23 protein-coding genes are annotated in these 22,457 nt (G+C 69.9%); 13 read left to right on the forward strand and 10 right to left on the reverse strand.

Features of this window, described 5'->3' with window-relative positions:
• Nucleotide 1: 1 nt before the first annotated feature.
• The 5 genes from ACWEOO_RS35710 to ACWEOO_RS35730 all read right to left on the reverse strand — a co-directional run bounded on the left by ACWEOO_RS35710 (nt 2) and on the right by ACWEOO_RS35730 (nt 3,986).
• Nucleotides 2-583 (reverse strand): hypothetical protein, encoded by a 582-nt coding sequence (locus ACWEOO_RS35710; protein ID WP_359926434.1) that lies wholly within the window; start codon nt 581-583, stop codon nt 2-4.
• A gap of 111 nt (nt 584-694) precedes the next feature.
• Nucleotides 695-1,009, reverse strand: coding sequence for a hypothetical protein (locus ACWEOO_RS35715; protein WP_452146820.1), 315 nt, complete (start codon nt 1,007-1,009; stop codon nt 695-697).
• On the reverse strand, nt 1,006-1,593 hold the full coding sequence (locus ACWEOO_RS35720) for a hypothetical protein (RefSeq protein ID WP_363717424.1): 588 nt from the start codon (nt 1,591-1,593) through the stop codon (nt 1,006-1,008). The genes ACWEOO_RS35715 and ACWEOO_RS35720 overlap by 4 nt, the downstream gene beginning before the upstream one ends.
• Nucleotides 1,594-1,773: 180 nt before the next feature.
• Nucleotides 1,774-3,384 carry an MDR family MFS transporter gene (locus ACWEOO_RS35725; protein WP_359926426.1) on the reverse strand — a complete coding sequence of 537 codons (1,611 nt, stop codon included), beginning with the start codon at nt 3,382-3,384 and terminating at the stop codon, nt 1,774-1,776.
• A complete protein-coding gene (locus ACWEOO_RS35730) occupies nt 3,381-3,986 on the reverse strand; it encodes a MarR family winged helix-turn-helix transcriptional regulator (protein WP_452146821.1) in 606 nt (201 codons plus the stop codon). The genes ACWEOO_RS35725 and ACWEOO_RS35730 overlap by 4 nt, the downstream gene beginning before the upstream one ends.
• Before the next feature lie 239 nt (nt 3,987-4,225).
• On the opposite strand from ACWEOO_RS35730, the gene ACWEOO_RS35735 reads away from it, so the two are divergent.
• Together ACWEOO_RS35735 and ACWEOO_RS35740 are read left to right on the forward strand one after the other, a co-directional pair.
• A complete protein-coding gene (locus ACWEOO_RS35735; protein ID WP_452146822.1) occupies nt 4,226-4,999 on the forward strand; it encodes a CPBP family glutamic-type intramembrane protease in 774 nt (257 codons plus the stop codon).
• Complete coding sequence (locus ACWEOO_RS35740; RefSeq protein WP_452146823.1) at nt 4,996-5,724, forward strand: SDR family oxidoreductase; 729 nt, start codon at nt 4,996-4,998, stop codon at nt 5,722-5,724. Before ACWEOO_RS35735 ends, ACWEOO_RS35740 begins: the two co-directional genes overlap by 4 nt.
• Here ACWEOO_RS35740 and ACWEOO_RS35745 read toward each other — a convergent pair.
• Entirely contained in the window at nt 5,706-7,280 is a 1,575-nt protein-coding gene (locus tag ACWEOO_RS35745) for an amidohydrolase family protein (RefSeq protein ID WP_452146824.1), read from the reverse strand. The two genes, ACWEOO_RS35740 and ACWEOO_RS35745, sit on opposite strands and share 19 nt — an antisense overlap.
• A gap of 58 nt (nt 7,281-7,338) precedes the next feature.
• On the opposite strand from ACWEOO_RS35745, the gene ACWEOO_RS35750 reads away from it, so the two are divergent.
• The 7 genes from ACWEOO_RS35750 to ACWEOO_RS35780 all read left to right on the forward strand — a co-directional run bounded on the left by ACWEOO_RS35750 (nt 7,339) and on the right by ACWEOO_RS35780 (nt 13,741).
• Nucleotides 7,339-8,139 carry a MerR family transcriptional regulator gene (locus ACWEOO_RS35750; protein ID WP_452146825.1) on the forward strand — a complete coding sequence of 267 codons (801 nt, stop codon included), beginning with the start codon at nt 7,339-7,341 and terminating at the stop codon, nt 8,137-8,139.
• Between the two features lie 10 nt (nt 8,140-8,149).
• Nucleotides 8,150-9,097 (forward strand): ABC transporter ATP-binding protein, encoded by a 948-nt coding sequence (locus ACWEOO_RS35755; RefSeq protein WP_452146826.1) that lies wholly within the window; start codon nt 8,150-8,152, stop codon nt 9,095-9,097.
• Nucleotide 9,098: 1 nt separating this feature from the next.
• Nucleotides 9,099-9,881 carry an ABC transporter permease gene (locus tag ACWEOO_RS35760; protein ID WP_452146827.1) on the forward strand — a complete coding sequence of 261 codons (783 nt, stop codon included), beginning with the start codon at nt 9,099-9,101 and terminating at the stop codon, nt 9,879-9,881.
• Nucleotides 9,881-10,684, forward strand: coding sequence for an ABC transporter permease (locus tag ACWEOO_RS35765; protein WP_452146828.1), 804 nt, complete (start codon nt 9,881-9,883; stop codon nt 10,682-10,684). The genes ACWEOO_RS35760 and ACWEOO_RS35765 overlap by 1 nt, the downstream gene beginning before the upstream one ends.
• Nucleotides 10,685-10,723: 39 nt before the next feature.
• A complete protein-coding gene (locus tag ACWEOO_RS35770) occupies nt 10,724-11,824 on the forward strand; it encodes a hypothetical protein (protein WP_452146829.1) in 1,101 nt (366 codons plus the stop codon).
• Between the two features lie 56 nt (nt 11,825-11,880).
• Entirely contained in the window at nt 11,881-12,924 is a 1,044-nt protein-coding gene (locus tag ACWEOO_RS35775; protein WP_452146830.1) for a hypothetical protein, read from the forward strand.
• A 70-nt stretch (nt 12,925-12,994) separates the two neighbouring features.
• Nucleotides 12,995-13,741, forward strand: a complete 747-nt coding sequence (locus tag ACWEOO_RS35780; protein ID WP_452146831.1) for a hypothetical protein — start codon at nt 12,995-12,997, stop codon at nt 13,739-13,741.
• Here the strand turns inward: ACWEOO_RS35780 and ACWEOO_RS35785 are convergent.
• Genes ACWEOO_RS35785 through ACWEOO_RS35795 form a run of 3 tightly spaced genes read right to left on the reverse strand, consistent with a single transcriptional unit; the run spans nt 13,721 to nt 16,440 of the window.
• A complete protein-coding gene (locus ACWEOO_RS35785; RefSeq protein WP_452146832.1) occupies nt 13,721-14,935 on the reverse strand; it encodes an aminoglycoside phosphotransferase family protein in 1,215 nt (404 codons plus the stop codon). The two genes, ACWEOO_RS35780 and ACWEOO_RS35785, sit on opposite strands and share 21 nt — an antisense overlap.
• A gap of 40 nt (nt 14,936-14,975) precedes the next feature.
• Nucleotides 14,976-16,004, reverse strand: a complete 1,029-nt coding sequence (locus ACWEOO_RS35790; RefSeq protein WP_452146833.1) for an alpha/beta fold hydrolase — start codon at nt 16,002-16,004, stop codon at nt 14,976-14,978.
• Entirely contained in the window at nt 15,997-16,440 is a 444-nt protein-coding gene (locus ACWEOO_RS35795; RefSeq protein ID WP_355700430.1) for a MarR family winged helix-turn-helix transcriptional regulator, read from the reverse strand. Before ACWEOO_RS35795 ends, ACWEOO_RS35790 begins: the two co-directional genes overlap by 8 nt.
• A gap of 88 nt (nt 16,441-16,528) precedes the next feature.
• Here ACWEOO_RS35795 and ACWEOO_RS35800 point away from each other — a divergent pair, with 88 nt between their 5' ends.
• Nucleotides 16,529-18,028, forward strand: coding sequence for an MFS transporter (locus ACWEOO_RS35800; protein WP_359926390.1), 1,500 nt, complete (start codon nt 16,529-16,531; stop codon nt 18,026-18,028).
• 128 nt (nt 18,029-18,156) lie between these two features.
• On the forward strand, nt 18,157-19,215 hold the full coding sequence (locus ACWEOO_RS35805) for a hypothetical protein (RefSeq protein WP_452146834.1): 1,059 nt from the start codon (nt 18,157-18,159) through the stop codon (nt 19,213-19,215).
• Here ACWEOO_RS35805 and ACWEOO_RS35810 read toward each other — a convergent pair.
• Nucleotides 19,212-20,456: an MFS transporter gene (locus ACWEOO_RS35810; protein WP_452146835.1), complete on the reverse strand. Its 1,245-nt coding sequence runs from the start codon at nt 20,454-20,456 to the stop codon at nt 19,212-19,214. The two genes, ACWEOO_RS35805 and ACWEOO_RS35810, sit on opposite strands and share 4 nt — an antisense overlap.
• Before the next feature lie 148 nt (nt 20,457-20,604).
• On the opposite strand from ACWEOO_RS35810, the gene ACWEOO_RS35815 reads away from it, so the two are divergent.
• Both ACWEOO_RS35815 and ACWEOO_RS35820 read left to right on the forward strand, forming a co-directional pair.
• Nucleotides 20,605-21,582 (forward strand): ATP-binding cassette domain-containing protein, encoded by a 978-nt coding sequence (locus ACWEOO_RS35815; RefSeq protein ID WP_452146836.1) that lies wholly within the window; start codon nt 20,605-20,607, stop codon nt 21,580-21,582.
• Nucleotides 21,579-22,415 (forward strand): ABC transporter permease, encoded by an 837-nt coding sequence (locus ACWEOO_RS35820; protein ID WP_363717408.1) that lies wholly within the window; start codon nt 21,579-21,581, stop codon nt 22,413-22,415. The genes ACWEOO_RS35815 and ACWEOO_RS35820 overlap by 4 nt, the downstream gene beginning before the upstream one ends.
• Nucleotides 22,416-22,457: the final 42 nt, after the last annotated feature.

Consider the following 22,457-nt stretch of genomic DNA (forward strand, 5'->3'; position numbering starts at 1 on the left):
CCTAGTCGATGTAGACCGCGTAAGTGACGCCCACCGCTTCGGTCAGCGGGTCCCGCGTCGGCTTGCTGCTGAACAGGTGGAATTGCGCGCCCGGGCGGACCCAGGCGGCCAGGTGCCGCTTGTCGGCGCCCGCACCGGGGCGCCACTCATCGAGGAAGTGCGGGCGGCTGTCGTCGCCCACATAATCCGGCTCGCCGAGGTACTTGCGGGCCAGGTCGAGCATCGCCGGCCAGGCCTGGTCGAGCCCGGCCTCGGCCGCCGGGATGTCGTCGGGGCTGATCTCGTACGCCGACCAGCCGCTGTTGCGGGCGTCCGCGAACGCGAGCCCGGGAAAGACCACGACGGTGCTCCCGCGCTTGGTGGTGAATCCCCACGAGGCGAGCACGTCGTCGATCTGCTGTCCTGGCAGCAGCGGCCAGGGCTGCCAGTCGGTGACCGACGTGACGCGCTGGACGATCGCCTTGACCACCTCGGGGCCGGTCTCGTCGTTGTCCGGTCCGGCGATCGGTCGCCAGTCGGCGATCTCGGCGAAGTCGGCGATCGCTGCGGCGTCTTCGTCGAGGGGCCTGTCCTGGGTTTTCATTCCGGGCTTTGTTCCTTCCGTCAGTACTCGAGCCGTCGGCGGCAACCGTACGGCGGTAGCGGGGTCAGCATCTGGAGGGCGATGAGCCCTGGAAAGCGGACTGATCCGCTGTCAGCGAGCGGGTCCGCCGCGGTCGGGTTTGCGGGTTTCGAAGGTGCTGGACTCGGTGCGAGAGCCGTGCACATCGCCGGTCCGCGCCTGCCCCGGTGCGACCCGGGGCAGGGTTGCTGCCTGGACGCTCTTGGCGAGGTCGGGGGACAGTTCTGACGGGCCGTTCCCGCTCATCGCGGCGACCTGCCGCGAGATCCGGGTCAGGGCCTCCTGCGACACGCTGCTCTCCGGTCCGGTGGCCGGCGCGACGTCGCCGTTCGCCATCTGGTCGCGGAGCGCGGTCCGGGCTGCCCGGCGCTCGTCGAGTGCTGTCATGACCCCTCCTCGTTGAGGTACACCACATAGTTGATGCCGACCGACGTCGACCTCGGCGTCGGTTTGTTGCTGTACAGGTGGATCTGCGCGCCCGGCGGCGTCCAGACCGCCAGGTGCCGGCGGTCGGTGCCGGCGCCGGGGGCCCAGTCGTCCTCGAAACCGGTCTTGCTCTCGATTCCGACGTACGACGGCTGTCCCCAGTGCCGGCAGGCGAGGTCGAATTTCGCCGGCCAGTGCTCGTCGAGCCCGGCGGCCGCGGCATCGACGTCGGCCGGCTCGAGGGCGAACGCGACCCAGCCGCTGAACGGGCTGTGCGGCAGCACCTGGTCGTCGTACACCGCGAGCTCGGTGTTGCGGCGGGTCAGGAAACCCCAGCCGTCGAGCTGCTCGTCGATGACCGTCTTGCGGTTGATCGGCCACGGCTTCCAGTTCGTCGCGGACTTCACCCGGCGGATCAGGCGGCGGACCGGCAGCGGTCCGGTCTGGCCCGCGTGCGGGCCGCCGAGGCGTCGCCAGTCGCGGACCTCGGCGATGTCGGCCATCGCGCGGTCGTCGTCGTCCAGCGGCCGGTCAAGTGTCTTCATCCGTGCGGCAGTCCCTGTCGGTTGCGGTACGTGTCGAAACTAAGTCCCCGGAGGGGTCAGGCGGACGTCCTGCTCCCGGCCTGTCCGCGGACAGAACGAGAACAGCCGCCCTGGGAAGCTTCCCAGGGCGGCTGTCGGGTAGGTCAACCGAAGTTCGGTATCGGTTCGGTCAAGCGCCGGTCAGTGCATCGCGGCGGCCGCGGAGGACTCCAGCGACTCCTCGCCCTCGGGCTTGGGACCGTCGTTGCGGCCGGCCAGCCGCTGCTCCGGCGTGATGACCGCGAGGACCAGTGCGATCGCCAGGAACGGCAGCGAGACCAGGAACACGTCGTCCATCGCGTCGACCAGACCGTGCAGCGCCCAGCCCTTCATCGGCTGCTGGAGCAGGTGCAGTGCCTGCACGCTGTTCGCCGCGTCGGCCAGCTTGTCGACCATGCCCTGCGCGGCCTGCGGCACCAGGTCGGTCAGGTGCACCTTCAGCCGGCTGGTCAGGACCGCGCCGTACACCGCCGTACCGATCGCGCCGCCCATCGAGCGGAAGAACGTCATCGTCGAGGTCGCGGAGCCCATGTGCTGCCGGGGCACGCTGTTCTGCGCGGCGGTGACGGTGATCTGCATCGACAGACCCAGACCGGCGCCCATGACGAACATGTAGATCGCCAGCTGCCAGTACGGCGTGCTCAGGCTCAGCGTCGACAGGAGCACCATCGCGCCGCTGACCATCACCGCGGAGATGATCGGGTAGATCTTGTACCGCCCGGTCTTGCTCATCAGCTGGCCGCTCGGGATCGACGCGGAGAAGATGCCGACGATCATCGGCAGCAGCGCCAGGCCGGAGCGGGTCGGGGACAGGTCCTTGACCGCCTGCAGGTACAGCGGCAGGAAGATCAGCGCACCGAACATCGCGAAGCCGAGCAGGAACGCGAACCCGGCGTACCCGGAGAAGATCCGGCCCTTGAACAGGTCCATCGGGATGATCGGCTCGGCGACCCGGAGCTCGATGAACACGAACGCGATGGCCAGCACGACGGAGCCCGCGAGCAGGGCCAGCGTGGTGCCGGTGCCCCAGCCGTTGGACGGGCCGCTCCAGGACACGGCCAGCAGCAGCGAGGTGACGGCGGCGGCCACGGTCGCGGCGCCCAGGTAGTCGATCTTGTGCGAGCGCTTCACGTGCGGCAGCTTCAGCACGGCGCTGACGATGCCGAGGGCAACGAGACCGATCGGCAGGTTGATCCAGAAGATCCAGCGCCAGCCCGGGCCGTCGGTGAGCAGGCCGCCGAGCAGCGGGCCGGCCACCGAGGACAGGCCGAAGACGGCGCCGAAGTACCCCATGTACTTACCGCGCTCGCGCGGCGGGATCACGTCGCCGATGGTGGCGAACGCGAGCGACATCAGACCGCCGGCGCCCAGGCCCTGGACGGCGCGGAAGCCGATCAGCATCTCGATGTTCTGCGACATCGCGGACAGCACCGAGCCGGCGAGGAACGTGAGGATCGCCGCGATGAACAGCGGGCGGCGGCCGTAGAGGTCGGAGATCTTTCCCCACAGCGGGGTGGAGGCGGTCGAGGTCAGCAGGTACGCCGTGACCACCCAGGACAGCTTGTCCAGGCTGTTGAACTCACTGACGATCCGCGGCAGCGCCGTGCCCACGATGCTCTGGTCCAGGGCGGCGAGGAACATCCCCGCCATCAGTCCGCCGAGGACGACCAGGATCTGCTTGTGGGACAGGTAGTTGGGACCACCGTCGGTTGGTGCAGCGCCGCCGGCGGTGGCGGGCTCTGTGGTGCTCATCTGGTGCTCTCCAGGTTGTTGTCGTTGTTCACGCTGTCAGCGGGGTCGCCGCCGGCAGTGGAGTCTTTGTCGGTACTGCGCTCTGCCGGGGCGGGCTGCTGCAGTCGTGGTGCGACCGCGGCCCAGCCCTTGTCGGCCCAGGCGCCGCTGCTGGGGGCTTCGGTGAGGGCGGCGACGCCGTCCGCGAAGCGGGTCATCAGCCGCTCGAAGGTCTGCACGTCCTCCTCGGACCAGCCCTCCATGGCCGCGCTGAGCAGCTCCATCCGGTGCCGGGCGCTGGCCTCCCACTGCTCGACGCCCTGCTCGGTCAGCTCGACGCGGAACGCGCGGCCGTCGTCGGGGTCGGGGGAGCGGCGGACGAGGCCGAGCTGCTCCAGGGACCGGACGTGCCGGCTCGTGGTGGAGGCGTCGAGCTCCAGCCGCGCGGCGAGGTCGGACAGCCGCAGGGCGCCGTTGCAGCGCAGCGCGAACAGCACGACGTGGGCGCTGTGGTCGATGGTGTCGCCGGGCTGCTTGGCCTTCAGCCGGCGCCCGATCCGGGTGAACGCGTGCATGACGCCCTCGATGGGGGTCTCCGGGATGTACGCGTCGTTTACTTGCATGCTGCAAGCATATACATGCTTGCGTGATACACGCAAATGACTTTCCATGATCATCAACTGAGCCGCCACTCATTTGCTCTCTGTTGCCGGGTGATCACTTTCTGCAGCCGAATCGTGGGTGTGGGCAGTAATGCGACGGTGCAGGCCGGCGTTTTGTGACGCGAGGTAGTGCTGGCCTCCCCGGCGATGGTCGGCCCAGCACCCTCGTACGACCGCCGTGACGCCACGAGGCTGTGGCGGTGATCAAACGGCGACTGGTGGAGTTCGGGGTCATCTGTCTGGTTCTGACCTGGGTGCCGTGGGGAGTCCTCGGCGTACTGGAGGCCGATCCGGACGAGGGGGTGGGCTCGCTCGTCTTCGCGCTGGCGGCCGCGGGGCCGTCGTTGGCCGCGCTGGTGATGTGGCTGCTGCACCGTGAGCGGCGGCGCGTCGTCCGGTGGTCGTTGGCGTGGCCGGTCGCCGCCGTCGTACTGGGTGCGCTGCCGCCGCTGGTGGCTACCGCACTGATGGGAGACCTCCCAGCGTTGCCGGATCACGCTGCCTCGGTCGTCGCGGGAGCTGGAGGGGTGCTCGGCGCGGCGGCGTACACGTTCCTGGCGGGGCCGGTGTCGGAGGAGTTCGGGTGGCGCGGGTACGCGCAGCCGCGGCTGCGGGCGTACTTCGGGCCGCTCGGGACGACCGCGGTGCTGGGGGCGGCGTGGGGCCTTTGGCATGTGCCGCTGTACTTCCTGCCCGGCACAGGGCAGTACGACGACGGGCTGTTCACCCAGCAAGGGCTGACGTTCTTCTTGGAGCTGTTCCCGCTGACGTTCGTGATGCTGTTCGTGAGTGAGCGTCTGCGGGGCGGGGTGCCGGCCGCGATCCTGGTGCACGCGGCCTGGAACCTGACGGAGGAGCTGGTGCCTCCGCTGGGCAAGGGCGTGTGGCTGGAGTTGCTGGTCCTCACTGCGGTCGCTGCCGCGTTGCTGCCATCCTGGACGGCAGTCCGGCGAGGCAGAAGGGTGACGGCATGACGAGGGTCGCGATAGTTACCGGTGGCGGGTCAGGGCTGGGGCGGGAGATGGCGCTGGCCTTGGCGGCGGCTGGGTTCCAGGTGTGGGTGACCGGCAGGACAGAGGCGAAGCTGAAGGAGACCGTCGACGCTGCGGGCGGGGCGGTGCGGCACGTCGTACTCGATGTGGCCGACGGAGCTGCGGTGCGCGAGTTCTTCGGCGGACTCGAGCGGGTCGACGTCCTGGTGAACAACGCGGGCATCGGCTCACCGGCCGCGGCCGTGCAGGACGTCGCGGAGGAGGACTGGAGGCGGGTCGTGGACACCAACCTGACCGGCTCGTTCCTCTGCGCGCAGGCGGCGTACGACGTGATGCTGCGGCAGGACCCGAAGGGCGGGCGGATCATCAACAACGGGTCCATCTCGGCGCACGTGCCGCGGCCGCAGGGGATCGCGTACACCGCGACCAAGCACGCCGTCACCGGTCTGACCAAGAGCCTCGAGCTGGAGGGCCGGGCGCACGGGATCACGGCGTGCCAGATCGACATCGGGAACGCCGCGACCGCGATGACCGCCCGGATGGAGCAGGGCGTGCTCCAGCCGGACGGTTCGATCGCGGTCGAGCCGACGTTCGACCCGAAGATCGTGGCCGACTTCGTCGTGCGGATCGCCGAGCTGCCGACGTCGGTCGCCGTACCCACGCTGACGGTGATGGCGGCCGGCATGCCTTATGTCGGGCGAGGGTGACGAGACAGGTCGATGTCCGTCAGGTCGTACCACCGGCCTGACGGCGGCTGTTCGAGCAGCGGGTCCTTCCAGCGCAGCCGGACCCGCTCCGGCTGTACCTCTGTCAGCACGGCCTCCAGCCAAGGCCCGTCGGTCCGCGCCCACCAGGTCTCGGTGAGACTCGCCAGCCCTTCTCGCTCGACCGTCTCGACCGCGCTGTCGTGGCTGCGTACCGGACCGAGCTCCGCGCCGAAGACCGTCGTCGGCAACCAGCCGCCGGTCACCGGTACGACGCGGCCCAGCAGCTCCCCGTCCTCACGCACCACGTCTTCCGGCGACGGAAACCCCGGGAACTGCGACTTCAAAGCTGCGACGATCCGGGCCGTCGTCTCTCCCAGGAAGCGGATGCTCGCCAGCTCTCGCTCGTCGTCGTACTCACGCTGCTCTCCGCCGACCCAGGTCTGACGAATCCGCTGGGTTGCAGTGATGTCGGCCAGTGGATTGCCGTCGACCAGCAGCAGGTCTGCGCGTGCACCGACTGTCAGTCGGCCCCGGTCCGCCAGGCCGAACACCTCGGCCGGTGCACTGGTTGCAGCCACGAGCGCGTCCGCCGCTGTGAGCCCAGCACGCACAAGATGGACCAGCTCCCGGTGCAGCGAGGCTCCGAACACCAGACCGGGGTTGGGTGCGTCTGTACCGGCCAGCACCCGTACGCCGGCCTGGTGCAGCGCCAGCGTGTTGGCGCGGGCCGCCGTACCGTCCGGTGGTTCCGGCGGCATCCAGCGACGGGACTGGTGGTCCAGCACTCGTCTCCAGCGCGCGGGCATGCGCGCCATGAGCTCTGGTTCGTCCAGCAGCGGCAGGTGTCCGGACGGCCCGTTGAAGCCGTCGACGGCGACCCCCAGCGTCGCGATGACGGCTACGTCCGCCACAGCTTCGATGTCCGCCGGGGACATGAGGTCGGACGGCACATGCGCCAGTACGTCGACCCCGCACTCGACCACCTTGACCGCGCCGGCTGCCGTCGACACGTGTGCGACGACCGTGAGCCCGTGGGCATGCGCCTCGTCGGTCAGCGCCTGGACGGTGCGTGAGTCGAGCGTCGGGATGTTCAGCATCGCGCCGGAGCCGTCGTCGTAGATCAGCTTCAGGTGGTCGGCGCCCTCGGCGATCCGGTCCGCGACGAACTGCTTCGCGTCCCCGGGCCCGGTGACGTACGGGATCGGCGGGAACGCGATCGTCGGATGCCCGCCGGGCGCGGTCGCGCCGATGCCGGACGTGCGGAACGACGACCGCGGGGTCTCACGGTCGATCACCTCCGGCATGCTGAACTGGTCGAGCTGCGTCGTCACGCCGTACGCCGCCGCGAGCTGGACGCACCCCGGCGCCAGGTGGACGTGCGCGTCGATCAGCCCCGGGAGCAGGGTCGCGCCGGAACCGTCGACGAGCGTGTCGCCCGGCTGGGCGATCTCCGGGCCGCCGATCGCCGTGATGCGACCGTTCGCGACCCGCAGGCAGTCCGCGGGCAGCGCCGCGCCTCGGTCGGTCAGTCGGGTGTGCAGGATCGTGAATGCCATGCCGCGGACGCTAAAGGCTGACGTAACGTCATACTCCAGTCTTGTTTCCGGAGGTGTCGTGGAGCGCACGGTCAGCGAGGTGGCCAAGCTTGCCGGTGTGTCCGTTCGGACGCTGCGGCACTACGACGCCATCGGGTTGCTCGCACCCGGCCGCGTCGCCGCGAACGGCTACCGGTACTACGGCCGCCCGGAACTGTTCCGCCTGCAACGGATCCTGCTGCTCCGTGAGCTCGGCGTACCGCTGCCGGGGATCGCGCGGATCCTGGACGAGCAGGACGACGAGGTGGCCGCGCTCGAGGGGCACCGCGAGCAGCTCCTGCGCGAGCGGGCACGGCTGGACACGATGCTCGGTGCTATCGACCGGACCGTCGCGGCGTTGTCCGGGGACGCCTCGGTGGCCGACGACGAGTTCTTCGCCGGACTGTCGCAGGCGCGAACCCGGCTGCGGGACGACCTGGCCGAGCGGTACGGAGAAGGCGCGGCGGAGGGATTCGAGAAGGCGGTGCGGGAGGCTGAGGGGTGGACGCGGGAGGACTACGAGCGGATGGGCGACGAAGGGCGTCGCCTGCTGCTGCGCATGGCCGCCGCAAGGGACCGCGGTGTTCTCCCGGACTCGGCGGAGGGGCTGGAGCTGATCGAGCAGCATTACCTCGGCGTGCTGGAGGTTTGGCCGGCCACGCCCACGACGTACTACGGGCTCGGCGATCTGCTGGTGGCGAACGCGGACCAGCGCGCCATCATCGAGCTGGTGGACCGGGACCTGCCGGAGTGGCTCGCCGCGGGGGTGCGGGCGTATGCGGTCAAGCGGCTCGGTTACTCACAGGCAAAACACCAGGAAACTGTCCGGAGGTGCGTCTAGTGTCGGTCAGGTGAGTGCAGAGCGGGAGTCACTGGTGCATGTCCGCGGCCTGCGGAAGTCGTACGGCGACTTCGAGGCCGTGCGGGGGATCGACCTGGACGTGTGGCGGGGCGAGGCCTTCGGCTTCCTCGGGCCGAACGGCGCCGGCAAGTCGTCGACGATGCGGATGATCGGCGCGGTCTCGCCGACCAGCGGCGGCACCCTGCGGATCCTCGGTATGGACCCGGCCGCCGACGGCCCGGCGATCCGCGCGCGACTCGGGGTGTGCCCGCAGGACGACACCCTCGACACCGAGCTCTCCGTCCGGGAGAACCTGACGATCTACGGGCGGTATTTCGGTCTCAGCCGGGCCGAGTGCCGCAGCCGCGCCGACGAGCTGCTCGAGTTCGTCGCGCTGACCGACAAGGCGAAGGTCAAGGTCGACGAGCTGTCCGGCGGGATGAAGCGCCGGCTGACGATCGCGCGCTCGCTGGTCAGCAAGCCCGACCTGCTGCTGCTCGACGAACCGACCACCGGCCTCGACCCGCAGGCCCGGCATCTGCTGTGGGACAAGCTCTTCCGGCTCAAACAAGCCGGCGTCACGCTGATCATCACCACCCACTACATGGACGAGGCCGAGCAGTTGTGCGACCGGCTGGTGGTGATGGACGGCGGCCTGATCGCGGCCGAGGGCTCCCCGGCCGACCTGATCCGCGACTACTCGACGCGCGAGGTGACCGAGCTGCGGTTCGGGCCGGACGTGATGCTCGCCGACCACGACGCCCTGGCCGGCAAGGTCGAGGACCTGGCCCAACGCATCGAGGTGCTGCCCGACCGCCTGCTGCTCTACACCGACGACGGTGAGCGCGCCGTCGCCGCCGTCCACGAGCGCGGTCTGCAGCCGGCCGCCGTGCTGGTCCGCCGCTCGACGCTGGAGGACGTGTTCCTACGCCTGACCGGCCGGACGTTGGTGGACTGACATGGCGCTCGCAGTGGAGAACGGCCGCCGGATGTTCGACTACTGGCTGACCGTCTACAAGCGGACCTGGAAGGGCACGATGATCAGCAGCTTCCTGCTGCCGATGCTCTACCTGGCAGCGATGGGGATCGGGCTCGGCTCGTTCGTGGACAGCAACGGGACCGGTGCGCTCGGCGGCGTCAGCTACCTGCAGTTCATCGCGCCGGGCCTGCTGGCCGCCACCGCGCTGCAGATCGCGGTCGGCGAGGCGACGTACCCGGTGATGAGCGGGCTGAAGTGGCAGAAGTTCTACCACTCGATGATCGCGACGCCGCTGCGCCCGGCCGACGTGGTCTACGGACAGCTGGGCTTCATCGCGTTCCGGGTGTTCACGTCGTGCGCGGTGTTCCTGGTGATCATCACGCTGTTCGGCGGGCTGAAGTCGCCGCTCGGGGTGCTCGGTCTGCCGGTCGCGCTGCTCGTCGGGATGGCGGTCGCGAGCCCGATCGCGGCGTACGCGACGATCCTGGACAACGACTCCGGGTTCGCGATGGTGTTCCGGTTCGGTGTGGTGCCGGCGTTCCTGTTCTCCGGGGCGTTCTTCCCGGTCTCGCAGCTGCCGGACTGGATCGAGTGGCTGGCCTACGTGAGCCCGCTGTGGCACGCGGTCGACCTGTGCCGCAGCCTCAGCCTCGGCACGGTCGACCCCTGGCTCGCGGTCCTGAATGTCACGTACCTGCTGGCGTGGTTCGTCGTCGGCACCTGGCTCGCCGTCCGCGGCTTCACGAAAAGGCTGGTCGGCTGATGGCGACGATCGCGGCGCGCGTGCTGCCGGTTCCGGTGCGGCTCGGCAGCGGCCGGCACATCGTCGAGCGGAACTTCCTGCTCTACCGGCGGTCCTGGGTGGTGTTCCTGTCCGGCTTCTTCGAGCCGGTGTTCTACCTGCTCTCGATCGGGGTCGGCGTCGCGCACCTGGTCGGCGACTTCACGTTGTCCGACGGCACGAAGATCGCGTACGCCGCGTTCGTCGCGCCGGCGATGCTCGCCAGCTCCGCGATGAACGGCGCGATCTTCGACTCGACGTACAACATCTTCTTCCGGATGAAGTACGCCAAGCTCTACGACTCGATGCTCGCCACGCCGCTGCGGCCGTGGGACGTGGCCACCGGCGAGGTCACCTGGGCGCTGCTGCGCGGCGCGATCTACTCCGCGATGTTCATCGTCGTGATGCTGCTGATGGGCCTGATCTCGTCGTGGTGGGCGCTGCTCGCGCTGCCCGCCGCGGTGCTGATCGGGTTCGCGTTCGCCGGTGCGGGCATGGCCTTGACGACGTTCATGCGCAGCTGGCAGGACTTCGAGTTCGTGCAGCTGGCGATCATGCCGATGTTCCTGTTCTCGGCCACGTTCTACCCGGTCGAGACCTACCCCGAGGCGATCCGCTGGCTGGTCGAGATCACCCCGCTCTACCAGGGCGTCGTCCTGGAGCGCGCGTTCAGCACCGGCAACGTCGACTGGTTCCTCCTGGTCCACGCGCTCTACCTGGCCGCCATGGGCGCCCTCGGCATGTACGTAGCCTCCCGCCGCCTCGGCAAACTCCTCCTGAAATAACGCGGAACCGACACAACAGTGGCCACCGTCGGAGCAGGCATGGACATGTCCTTCCGCGATCTGGTGCGCGCTCCGAAGGTCGAGTTGCCGGGTGGGGCGCGGCGGTGGGTCGAGGAGGGGTTGGGGCTGCTCGTCGAGCACTGCGGGACGGACGGGTTGCGGCGGCCGGCCGTCGTGCCGGGGGAGTTCGTGCCGGACGGGTACGACGGGTCGCCGGGAGCCGCTCGTGAGCTGTGCCTGCAGGTGAGCGAGCGGATGGGCATCCCGTCGGCGCGGATCCGGTTCAGTTTCCAGCTGGAGCAGGTCGTCGAGGCGGGACAGTTGCTGGCGGCAACCCTTGTCGACGCGTACGTCGCGCGGTCCCTGCCGGCGTTCCGCGGCGCGGCCGCGGAGGACGTCGCCGCCGTCCGGAAGTACGCGCGGATGCCAGGCGCCGAGACCGGCGACCGGTTCGAGGAACTGCTCGTCGAGTGCGGCGTTCACGACGGCACGGACGGCGACGGCCTGCTGCCGGAGATCCAGCGGTTCGCGTTCCTCGACTTCCTCACCGAGCTGGTCCGCTGCCGGGAGATCGCGGCCGAGCCCGACCCCCTCCGCCGCGCCGAGCTCGAGCGGCGCCCCGATCGCCCGGACCCCGGAACCGCGGCCGCCGAGGCGTCCGCCGCCGGGCGCTGGACCGACCTGACCTACTGCCTGCCGGGTGTCGAGCTGCTGCCCGGCCACACCGCAGTGATGCTCGGCTCCGGCCTCCTCGCCGACCCGACCGTGCTGATCGCGGCGGCATCGCACGAGCTCGGCCACCAGGTCCTGCTGTCCTCCGACGTACCGGGTGCCGCCGGCCCGCTCCGCGAACCGCTGACCGACCTGTACGCCGTCCTGCACGGGTTCGGGATCGCGCACGCGAACGCGGCGCTCGACGAGAAGACGCTCGGCACATCGACCGTGGAGACCTTCGGCTACCTCGGTGAACACGCCGTCGCCGAAGCGCTCGCCGGGTACCGCTTCCGGCAGCACCAGTTGGTCCGCGACGGACCACTCCTCCCGCACTGGCACCAGGCTCTCGATCCGGAGCCGCGAGCCCGCTTCGTCGCCCGGCTGGAGGAGCTGATCGGCGGCCCGCCGACCGTCTTGGGCTGGTGATCCAGCCGCAACACTCCTGATGGAACGGGGCCGCGTGCGGCCGCGTCAGTTCCGGTATGAATCTGATCGGTGCGTGGCGGCGCCGGCAACGACATCGCGAGCAGTTGTACGGACCGAAGGTCCTGCTGCCCGGTGGGCCGGAGCAGTGGATCGAGAACTCGCTGGACTGGCTGATCGGCCGGTTCGGGGTCGAGCCGCTTCGCCGGCGGCCGGTTCTGCCCAGCGAGTTCGTGCCCGCCGGGTACGACGGTTCGGAGCACGCGGCGCGCGAACTCTGCCTGAAGGTCTGCGCATGGATGGAGGTCCCCGACGACCGGATCCGGTTCAGCTTCCGGATGGAACAGGTCCGTGCGGCGGCCCGCAGCGCGGCCGTGCACCGGCTGCACGCCGAGCAGGGCCGCGACTTGGTCGCGGTGTCGGGGCTGAAGGCAACGATGACCCCGGCCGAGGTGGCTGCGCTGGCGGCCGCCGGGTTCGCGGCCGAGATCGGCGTACTCGCGGAGCGCGAACTGCACGCCGAGGTGAAACGCTGTACGGCGATCCGCGCCGCGACCGACCCGGTCCGGCGGGCCGAACTCAGCCGGCGTGCCGAGGCGATCTGGTCGACGCCGGCCGGCAGCGGATCGCGCGCGGCCTGGCTGGACCTGCGCGGCGGCGGGCACCGGGGGACCGCGGTGATGCTGTCGGCAACCACCCTGGCCGACCCGGCCGCCGTGGTCGCGGCCACCGCTCACGAGCTCGGGCACGAGGTGCTCTGGGGCTATCACCTGATCGACCGCGGCCGCCCGGACGCCGAGGCGCTGACGGACCTGTTCGCGGTGTTCCACGGATTCGGGATCTTCCTGGCCAACCAGGCGGTCGAGCGCGTCCCCGGCCGGCGTTCGGCGCTGCAGACGCTCGGCTACCTCGGCGAGCGCGGCGCCTGCGACGCGCTGGCGGCGTACGCCTTCCGGCGGCACCTGTTGTGGCCGGAGTCGCTGCTGCCGGTGATGCCCGCCGAGGTCGACCGGGCGGTCCGGATCCGCACCTTCGCGCGGCTCGCGACGCTGGTGAAGGACGCCGAGATCGCGTCGATCCAGGAGGGCGCGCCGCTGCCCTGACGTCCAAGCGGCAGTGACGCAGCGGAACCAAGAGGTTTCGCAGCGGCGTCGTACAGGCATGATCCGGCGGGTGAGGAATCCGATCGGGATGATCCGGCGAAGTCAGCAGCTGCGATCCCACTTGAAGGCGCCGCGCGAGCGGTTGCCGGGCGGCAGCCGGCGCTGGATCCGATCGTCGATGGACTGGCTGGTGGCCGAGTTCGGTCGCGACGTGCTGCTTCGGCCGATCGCGCTGCCGTCCGACCTGATCCCGGACGAGTACGACGGCAGCGTGGCCGCGGCGACCGAGCTGTGCGGCCGCATCGACGCGTGGATGGACCTGCGCCCGGGTCAATGCGGGCTGAGCTTCGAGCTGGACGGCGTACGGCGTCCTGTGAACGGTTTGGTGGTGAAGGAGCAGTCCGGGCGCTGGATCCGCACCAACGGGCAGAACCAGATTCTGCTCGTACCCGCGCTGGCGGCCGATCCGGTCGCGTTGATCGCCACCTACGCCCACGAGGCCGGCCACGAGCTGCTGCTCGGCAGCGGCCGGATCTCACTTGTCCGGCGGCCCGACCACGAGTCGCTCACCGACCTGCTCACGGTCTTCTACGGACTCGGGATCTTCACCGCGAACGCGGCGTACGAGCACCGGCCCCGCCCGAACGGCCGCGGCAAGCAGCCGCTCGCCCGCGGCTACCTGCGCGAGTCCGCGCTGTCCGAAGCCCTCGCGCACTACGCGAAGCTCCGCGGCGAACGCCACCCGGACTGGGACCGCTACCTCGACCCGCCGGTGCGCCGCGGGCTCCGCAACCAGCTAGTCATCCTGCACGGCTAGCAGCTTCTCGAGCCAGACGGAGCCGCCGCGCAGCATCGACTGCTTGCTCGGCCCGCCGAGGTGGTCGACGAGGTGCAGGTAGGTGATCGTCTGGTAGAGGGTGCCGAGCTCCTCGGCCAGCGTCAGCGCGCGGCGCAGGCCGGCGGGCGCGGCGTACTCCTCCCACTCGGCCAGGTACGCGTCCCGCACGCGCGGGTCGCTCGACAGCGGCGACGACTTCTCCACGAACGTGACCAGGTCGAGGAACGGATGCGCCAGCGCCGCGTCGGTCCAGTCGAACGCGAGCACCTGACCGTCGCGCACCGCCAGGTTCCGCGGGTGCAGGTCGCCGTGCAGCAGGGTCTCCGGTACGCCGATCGCCGCCAGTTCGGCGATTGCCTCACGCAACTGTTTCGCACGGTCCGGCAGCTTCGCCCGCTCGGTCGGATCGAGACCCTCGGTCAGCGCGTTCGGCGCGAGCAGGTGGTCCAGCTCCGCGTCGAGTACGGCGAGCCGCCGGTCGGCGCAGCTGTACTCCAGCAGCCGTTCGGGCTCCGTGGCGTAACTGCGCTGCAATCGCGCATGGTTGCGCACGGCATCGATCCACACCGCGATATCGTCCTCGCCGGCGAGCGGCGACCCGAGGTCCGGCAGCAGCATCCAGGCGCGCTGCTCGTCGATCGCGATCGGCGCTGGGACCTCACCGGGGCGGTCGGTGGACGCGCGCTGCAGGAACTGGGGCTCGTTCGCGAACAGGAACGGCAAGACGTCCGACTCGGTCGACGCCTGCGAGAGCGCCTTGAAGTACACGTCACCGCCGGCGGTCGGGATGCGCAACACATTCGAGAGACCCCACGACTTCACCTGCGCCCACGGGCCTGTCGCCTTCACCCGCTCGGCGATCCACCGCGGCGCTTCGCCGAACCACTCCGGTCGTGACCAGTCGGGCAGGTCCGACGCAGTGCCGGGATGGTCGTGCACCCAGCGGGCGCCGGCCGGCGGCTCGCCGGACAAGAGCATCAGGTACGTGAGCGGGTCGTCGGACAGACACGTGAGTACGACGGCCTCGACGCCGTGCTCGTCCCGCAACGCCTCCAGAACCGACTCGACGTCCGGGAACCAGAAGTCGTCCGGCCGCGCGACCCGGGGGAGCCCCGACGGGAGCATCAGGACAGCTTGGTCGGACGGACGCACGACGACAGCAGTGGCTTCCACGTCCAGAAGCGTATGTACCGCGTGCAACTGCTTTTCGTGACTAGGGTGCGGCCGTAACCAGCGGACGTACGTAGGTCAGCAGACTGACCAGGAACTTGCCCGGCTCCTCCCACGGCGCCAGATGGGCCGAGTGCTCGAACCAGACCGCCTGCTTGTACGGCGCTTGGAGAGCCTCGAACCAGGCCTCGACCGGCGCCGTCGGGGTCGTGTAGTCGTGGCGCCCGAAGAACATGACCACCGGGATCGGGAACTCGGTCACGTCGGAGAAGTCGACCTGGAGCATCTCGTCGAGCACCCGGCCGAGCGTGAACTCACCGCCGTCACCCATCGCCTCGGCTTCCTCCAGGGTGTACTCCGGTGACAGCAGCGGCGCCATGAAGAAGTAGAGCGAGCTGTCCCGGTACGCCGAGAGTCCACCGCGGGACTGCGCCCAGTCGCGGGCGATGATGATCCGCTCCCGGGTCACCGGCTCGTCGCCCGGATACGGCGCGATCGACGCGAGCTGCTCGAGCGCCTCGGTGTGGTTGTGTTCGCGCGCCTGCTCGACCGCGTACTCGAAGCAGAGTTCCTCGTTCTCCCGGGCGTTGACGATCTGGCCGATCCCGACGTACGCGTGGAACAGGTCGGGCCGTTCCAGCGCGGCTCGCGTCGCGATGATCGTGCCCCAGCTGTGGCCGAGCAGGACCAGCTTCTCGACGCCGTACCGGTCGCGGACCTGTTCGGCGAGCTCGATCGCGTCGGCGACGTACTGCGCGATCTTCAGCGTGTCCGCGACGGTCTCGGGATCGACGGTACGCAGGGTGCGCCCGGCGCCGCGCTGGTCGTACGTGACGACGGTGAAGTACTCCTCGACCGGGCGCTGGAACTGCCAGGCCAACGGGGCGAGTGGCGAGGCGGGGCCGCCGTGGACGAACAGGATCACCGGGTTCGCGCGGTCGCTCCCGCGTGCGTACACCCAGTGGTCGAGCCCGCCGGCCTTCAGCAGGTAGTTCTCCTGGACGCCGTTGGGCGTCACGATCTTCTGCAGGTCCGCGATCAGCGCGCGGGCGTCGTCCAACCCCTCAGGCATCCACCGAGGGTACTGGCTCACAGGTCTTCACCAGCGGCGCGTGCAGCCGCTGGGCGAGCACTCGGCGCTGGGTCGGCTGGGCCTCGGTCTGGCGCCGCAGGCCTTCGTCGGTCAGCCGGACGTTGACGGCGCGGCGGTCCTCGGGGCACATGTGCCGCTCGACCAGGCCGGCCACCTCCAAGCGCCCGATCACGCGCGACAGCGCGCTCTGGCTGAGGTGCACGGACTTGGCGATCGTCGCCACCTTCGCGGAGTGCTCCGGCAGCTCGGCGAGCCGCTCGAGCACCTCGTACTCACTCATGCCGAGGGCGTGGCCGGCCTGCAGCGCGCGGTCGAGGGCGCAGGTCAGGTCCGCGTGGCGAGCCAGCAGCTCGCGCCATTCGCGCACATCGGCGGTGGTTTCACCAGTCCCACCACTGACCTTCGTAGCGGTCATGGAGCCGACCATAGCATGCACGCGCAATCTATGCAAACGCATTTAATGCCTAGACATTAGATGCACACGCATGCAATAGTCTCTCCTCGTGACCGAAACAACGCACACCACATCACCGGCCCGCATGACCTGGGACGCGCGCCTCTGGGGCGCACTTCTGGTGGTCTGCGGCGTGATCTTCCTCGACGGCCTGGACGTGTCCATGGTCGGCATGTCCCTGCCGTCCATCGGCGCCGACCTGGGCGTCTCCCTGGCCTCTCTGCAGTGGGTCGTGACCGGCTACGTGCTCGGGTACGGCGGCCTGCTGCTGCTCGGCGGGCGGACCGCCGACCTGCTCGGCCGGCGCCGCGTCTTCCTGATCGCGCTGGCCGTCTTCGCCGTCGTCTCGATGCTGAGCTCACTGGCGAGCAACCCCGAACTGCTCATCGCGGCGCGGTTCGTGAAGGGTGTCGCCGCGGCGTTCACCGCCCCGGCCGCGCTCTCGATCATCACCACGACCTTCCACGAGGGCCCGGATCGCAACCGCGCCCTCAGCATCTTCACCACCTGCGCCGCCAGCGGCTTCTCGATGGGCCTGATCCTCGGCGGCGCGCTGACCGAGGTCGGCTGGCGCTGGACCTTCCTGATGCCCGGCCCGGTCGCCCTGATCGTGCTGCTGTTCGGCATCAAGCTGATCCCGAACAGCCCGCGCGACGACGCCGCCGGCGGGTACGACGTACCGGGGGCGGTCACCGTCACCGCGGGCATGCTGTCCCTGGTCTACGCGGTCGTCGGCGCCGAGCACGCCGGCTGGGCCTCGTTCCAGACCATCGGGCTGTTCGCGCTCGCGGCCGTGCTGCTGGCCGGCTTCGTCGCGATCGAGCAGCGCACCAAGCACCCGCTGGTCCGGCTCGGCATCCTGCGCAACGCCTCGCTGCGGCGGGCGAACCTGGCCATCCTCACCGTCTTCGGTTCGTACGTCGCCTTCCAGCTGATCGGCACCCTGTACCTGCAGAACCTGCTGGGCTGGTCGTCGTTCGAGACCGCGCTCGGCTTCCTCCCGGCCGGCCTGCTGGTCGCCACGCTGTCCCCGAACGTCGGCAAGATCGTCGACCGGGTCGGCACCGAGAAGATGATCATCGTCGCGATGGCGCTGTTCGTCGCCGGGTACGCGCTCTCGCTGCGCATCGGTCCGGAGTCCGCGTACTTCTCCGAGGTGTTCCCGACCATCATGCTGCTCGGTCTCGGGTTCGCGATCGGGTTCCCGTCGCTGAACATCCAGGCCGTGTCCGGGGTCCCGGACCACGAGCAGGGACTGGCCTCCGGGCTGTTCAACACCTCCAACCAGGTGGGTGGCGCGGTGGTCCTCGCGATCGTGACCGCGGTGATCAGCAGTCAGACCGTCGGCGTCACCGCACCGACCGGGGTGTTGTCCGCGTACAAGTCCGGTCTCGGCGTCGTGACGGGGATCGCGGCACTCGGCCTGGTCATCGCGCTGACCGGCCTGCGCGGCCTGCGCGCTCGCCGGGCCGTCGAGGAACGGGAGGCCGCGGAACTGGCCGCCGTACAGGACGAACTGGCGTCGGAGGAGATGACCCCGGCCGCCTGACAACAACCAGCCCTCCCGGGCTGTGCGGTGATAGATGAAGTAGTGCGGATCCTTCCGGGGGTCCGCACTACTGCTTTTCGGGGCGATCCCCGATTGGTTTCGGACCGGTGGGGTGCTGGACTGGGGACATGAGCAACCAGAGCTACGACGAGAAGGTCAAGGCCATCCTCGACCGCGTCGCGAAAGGCCACCTGTCCACCGAGGAGGCCACCACCCTGATCGCCGCCATCAAACCGGCCGCCGACGCCGGTGACACCTCGACCGCTGATGGGCCGGGCGCCAAGGAGCCGGTTGCCGAGGAGGGGACCCAGGACGCCCCGCGCCGGAACTCGACCGACTGGCCGGCCGCCGAGGACCTCGCGTCCCCGGAGGTCTGGGCGGACGCCGTCGACTCACCCGCCGCCGAACCCGCCGCCGAACCCGCCGCGGAACCCGCCGCCCAGCCTGCTGCCGAACCCGCCGCCGAACGTGCTCCCGAGCCTGCGGCCGAGGCGGTTGTCGAGCCGGCTGTGGAGGAGGCCGAGCCGGTCGAGGAGGAGCACAGCAACGTGCCGATCCCGTCGGGCGTGCAGCGGGTCACCGTGCGGGCGATCGGGCGGCGGGTGCGGCTGATCGGCGAGCCGGCCGTCAACGGCGTCGCCGTCGACGGGCCGCACGTGATCAAGCGCGACGGCGACACCCTCGCGATCAGCAGCGAAGGCGATATGGGCGTCTCGATCGACGGTTTCAGCATGCTGCGCAACCCGACCGACCTGAAGGCGCACGTCAACGGCCTCGCCAAGGAGCTGTCGATCCGCGTGAACCCACAGCTCCAGGTCGAGGTCGAGGTCACCGGCGGCAGTGTCAACGCCGAGCGCCTGCCCGGTCTGAGCCGCGTCCGCGTCACCGCCGGTACGGCGAAGGTCTCCGACGTCGACGGCCCGATCGACGTCCTCGTCCAGGCCGGCTCCGCGAACCTGGACGCCCAGATCACCAAGGGCCGCTCCCGCGTCCGCGTCGAGTCCGGTACGGCGCAGGTCGCGCTCCGCCGCGGCTCCGACGTCCATGTCCACACCGAGGCCCAACTCGGCCGCGTCACCTGGACCGGCGCCGTCTCCGGCCAGTCCAAGGATGTAGAGATCGGCCGCGGCCGCGCCGCCCTCGACGTCGAGGTCCTGGTCGGCACCGCCCAGATCGCCTCGGACTAGTCCTTACCCACCCGGTCGCCGTCGTCGGCGGGGATGGTGCGCAGGCGACGGAGGGGAGAGAAGTACAGCACGGTATTGCCGGCCAGGGTGCCGAGGCCTGCTATCCACAGTGTGGTGTGCAGGCCGAACGCCGTACCGAGGGCGCCGCCGAGGAGACTGCCGACCGGTGCGGCGCCCCAGCTGACGAAGCTCATGGTGGCGCTGACCCGGCCCTGCAGGTCCGGCGGGCAGAGGCGCTGCTGTGTGCTGACCTGCAGGATGTAGCTGACGATGATGCAGAAGCCGGCCAGCAGCGTGGCCACCACGAACCAGCTCACCATCCAGCCGGGTGCGGTGAGTGCCTGCAGGGTGAACGCGACGCCGATGCCCGTCGACGACAACAGCAGCGTGCGCGCATCGCCGTACCGGGTGCTGAGCTTCTCGGTGACGGCCGAGGCGACGATCGCGCCGAGCAGGCCGATCATGCTGAGGACGCCGATGGTCGCCGGCTGCAGATGGACGCCGCGCACCAGGTAGACGACCATGATCGCGCCGGCGGCGGCCTGGAAGAGCATGGTCACCATCGTGTTCAGCGCGAGCGGTCGCAGCAGCGGATGCTGGAAGACGTACCGCATGCCGTCGCCGATCTCGCGGCGCAGATTCGGCCGTTCGGGTTTCACGGGCTCGGCCTCCGGCGTCCGGATGCTTCGCAGCCAGAGCGCTGACCAGAGGAAGGTCAGTGCGTCCAGGCCGATGGTCAGCGCCGCCCCGAGCCATTGGACGAGCAGGCCGCTCGCACCGGCGCCGATGACGGCCGCGATCGAGTGGTTCGCGGCCAGCTTGGCGTTGCCCGGCAGCAGGCGGTCCCGCTCGAGCAGCCGCGGCAGGTACGAGTTGTGCGCGACGTCGAACAGCACCGTCAGGATCCCGGCCGGCACCAGCACGACGTACACCTGCGTGAGCGTGAGTACGTCGAACCACCAGGCGATCGGGATCGACGCGAACAGGAGTGCGCGGAGCAGGTCGGCGTACACCAGGACCGGTCGGCAGCGGATCCGGTCCGCCCAGGCGCCGGCGAACAGGCCGAGGACGAGCCAGGCGGCCGTCTCGCACGTCCGGAGCAGTGAGACCTGGAGCGTCGACGCGTTCAGGGTGAGGACGGCGAGCAGCGGGATCGCGCCCATGCTCAGGCGGGATCCGAGCTGACTGAGCAGGTCGGCGGCCCACAACCGGCGGAAATCGGGATGGCGGAGGATGCCCATTCCGCGACCGTAGGGCCAAACCTGAGCCATGTCGACTCAAGTGGCAACAAAGTTGAGTCGAGCAGACTCAATATAATTTTGGAGTGAAATTGTCGGCGTTCTCCGACAGGATGGTGGCCCGCGTCACATCCAGAAGGGGGACGTGCGGATGGCTGCAATCGAGGCAACTGGCCTCGTGAAGACGTTCAAAGGCCGACAGGCCACGGTCAAGGCACTCGACGGGATCGACCTCGACGTGCCGGAAGGGACGGTGCTCGGCCTGCTCGGGCCAAATGGGGCGGGCAAGACCACCACGGTCCGGGTGCTCACCACGCTGATGAAGCCGGACGCCGGCTCGGCCCGCGTACTCGGCCACGACGTGGTGACAGAGGCGGACACCGTCCGGTCGCTGGTGGGGCTGTCGGGGCAGTATGCCGCGGTCGACGAGCTGCTCACCGGCCGGGAGAACCTGTGGATGTTCGGCCGGCTGTACCGGCTGACCAGCCGGCAGGCGAAGGAGCGGGCCGAGGAACTGCTGGCGACGTTCGACCTGACCGACGCCGCGGACCGGATCCTGAAGACGTACTCGGGCGGCATGCGGCGCCGGCTCGACCTGGCCGGGTCGCTGATCGCGCACCCGAAGGTGCTGTTCCTCGACGAGCCGACCACGGGCCTGGACCCGCGTTCGCGCCTCGACCTGTGGCAGATCATCCGCGACCGGGTCCGCGAGGGCGTGACGATCCTGCTCACCACGCAGTACCTGGAAGAGGCCGACGAGCTGGCCGACAGCATCGCGGTCGTCGACCACGGCTCGGTGATCGCCCGCGGTACGGCGGACGAGCTCAAGGCGAAGGTCGGCGGCGAGCGGATCGAGGTCGTCGTGCACGATCCGGGCGACACCGTGCGGGCGCTGGAGCTGTTGACCCGCGCGCTCGGGATCGCGGATCCGGAGTCGACCACGCTCGAGGAGCACACCCGCCGGATCACGGTGCCGGCCCCGGGCGGCTCGAGCGCGCTGGTCGAGGTGATCCGGACGCTCGACGCGGCCGGGATCCGGATCGCCGACATCGGACTGCGGCGCCCGACGCTGGACGACGTGTTCCTCAGCCTGACCGGGCACGAGGCCGAGCAGAAGGAGACAGTGTGAGTGCGGAGCTGCCGGCCCGGGTGAACCCGATCGGCCGGGCGTTGTCGGATGCCGGGATCCTCGCCTGGCGGAGCCTGAAGCGGATCCCGCGGACGCCGGACATGCTGATCTACGCGACCATCCAGCCGATCATGTTCGTGCTGCTGTTCGCCTACGTGTTCGGCAACGCGATCCCGATCCCGGGCTTCCCCGGACCGCAGGCGTACCGGGAGTTCCTGATGGCCGGGATCTTCGCGCAGACGATGGCGTTCGCGGTCGCCTCGGCGAGTGTCGGGCTGGCCGACGACATGTCGAAGGGCCTCATCGACCGGTTCCGGTCGCTGCCGATGGCGAGGTCCGGGGTGATCGCCGGCCGGGTGGCCGGCGACCTGGTGTTCAACTCGTTCGTGATGGTGATCATGGTGCTCTGCGGCCTGCTCGTCGGCTGGCGCTGGCACAACGGGTTCGGGCAGGCACTGGCGGCCTTCGGGATCCTGCTGCTGTTCGCGTTCGCGATGCTGTGGGTGGGCGCGCTGATCGGGCTGTCCGTCGGCGGACCCGAGGTGGCGTCGTCGGCGGGGCTGATCTGGCTGTTCCCGCTGACCTTCTTGTCGAACGCGTTCGTGCCGACGCCGCAGCTGCCGAGCGCGCTGCAGCCGATCGCCGAGTGGAACCCGATCTCGTCGATCGTCGCGGCCTGCCGGCACCTGTTCGGCAACCCGTCGCCGTTCGCCAGCCCGGACAGCTTCCCGGCCCAGCACCCGGTCTGGCTGTCGCTGATCTGGTGCACGGCGATCATCGCCGTCTTCGCGCCGCTCGCGGTCCGCAAGTACCGCAGCGCGACCGGGCGCTGAACCGGCCCGCCAAGCCGAAGCGCCCCGGTGGGGGATCCCACC

The organism is Kribbella sp. NPDC004138, from assembly GCF_053603655.1.

Coding starts and splice junctions, on each gene's coding strand:
- ACWEOO_RS35815 (WP_452146836.1), top strand. CDS start 20,605: ATGGCTGCAATCGAGGCAACTGGCCTCGTGAAGACGTTCAAAGGCCGA.
- ACWEOO_RS35790 (WP_452146833.1), bottom strand. CDS start 16,004: ATGCCTGAGGGGTTGGACGACGCCCGCGCGCTGATCGCGGACCTGCAG.
- ACWEOO_RS35775 (WP_452146830.1), top strand. CDS start 11,881: ATGAATCTGATCGGTGCGTGGCGGCGCCGGCAACGACATCGCGAGCAG.
- ACWEOO_RS35765 (WP_452146828.1), top strand. CDS start 9,881: ATGGCGACGATCGCGGCGCGCGTGCTGCCGGTTCCGGTGCGGCTCGGC.
- ACWEOO_RS35725 (WP_359926426.1), bottom strand. CDS start 3,384: ATGAGCACCACAGAGCCCGCCACCGCCGGCGGCGCTGCACCAACCGAC.
- ACWEOO_RS35745 (WP_452146824.1), bottom strand. CDS start 7,280: ATGGCATTCACGATCCTGCACACCCGACTGACCGACCGAGGCGCGGCG.
- ACWEOO_RS35805 (WP_452146834.1), top strand. CDS start 18,157: ATGAGCAACCAGAGCTACGACGAGAAGGTCAAGGCCATCCTCGACCGC.
- ACWEOO_RS35770 (WP_452146829.1), top strand. CDS start 10,724: ATGGACATGTCCTTCCGCGATCTGGTGCGCGCTCCGAAGGTCGAGTTG.
- ACWEOO_RS35795 (WP_355700430.1), bottom strand. CDS start 16,440: ATGACCGCTACGAAGGTCAGTGGTGGGACTGGTGAAACCACCGCCGAT.
- ACWEOO_RS35730 (WP_452146821.1), bottom strand. CDS start 3,986: ATGCAAGTAAACGACGCGTACATCCCGGAGACCCCCATCGAGGGCGTC.
- ACWEOO_RS35760 (WP_452146827.1), top strand. CDS start 9,099: ATGGCGCTCGCAGTGGAGAACGGCCGCCGGATGTTCGACTACTGGCTG.
- ACWEOO_RS35740 (WP_452146823.1), top strand. CDS start 4,996: ATGACGAGGGTCGCGATAGTTACCGGTGGCGGGTCAGGGCTGGGGCGG.
- ACWEOO_RS35720 (WP_363717424.1), bottom strand. CDS start 1,593: ATGAAGACACTTGACCGGCCGCTGGACGACGACGACCGCGCGATGGCC.
- ACWEOO_RS35715 (WP_452146820.1), bottom strand. CDS start 1,009: ATGACAGCACTCGACGAGCGCCGGGCAGCCCGGACCGCGCTCCGCGAC.
- ACWEOO_RS35710 (WP_359926434.1), bottom strand. CDS start 583: ATGAAAACCCAGGACAGGCCCCTCGACGAAGACGCCGCAGCGATCGCC.
- ACWEOO_RS35810 (WP_452146835.1), bottom strand. CDS start 20,456: ATGGGCATCCTCCGCCATCCCGATTTCCGCCGGTTGTGGGCCGCCGAC.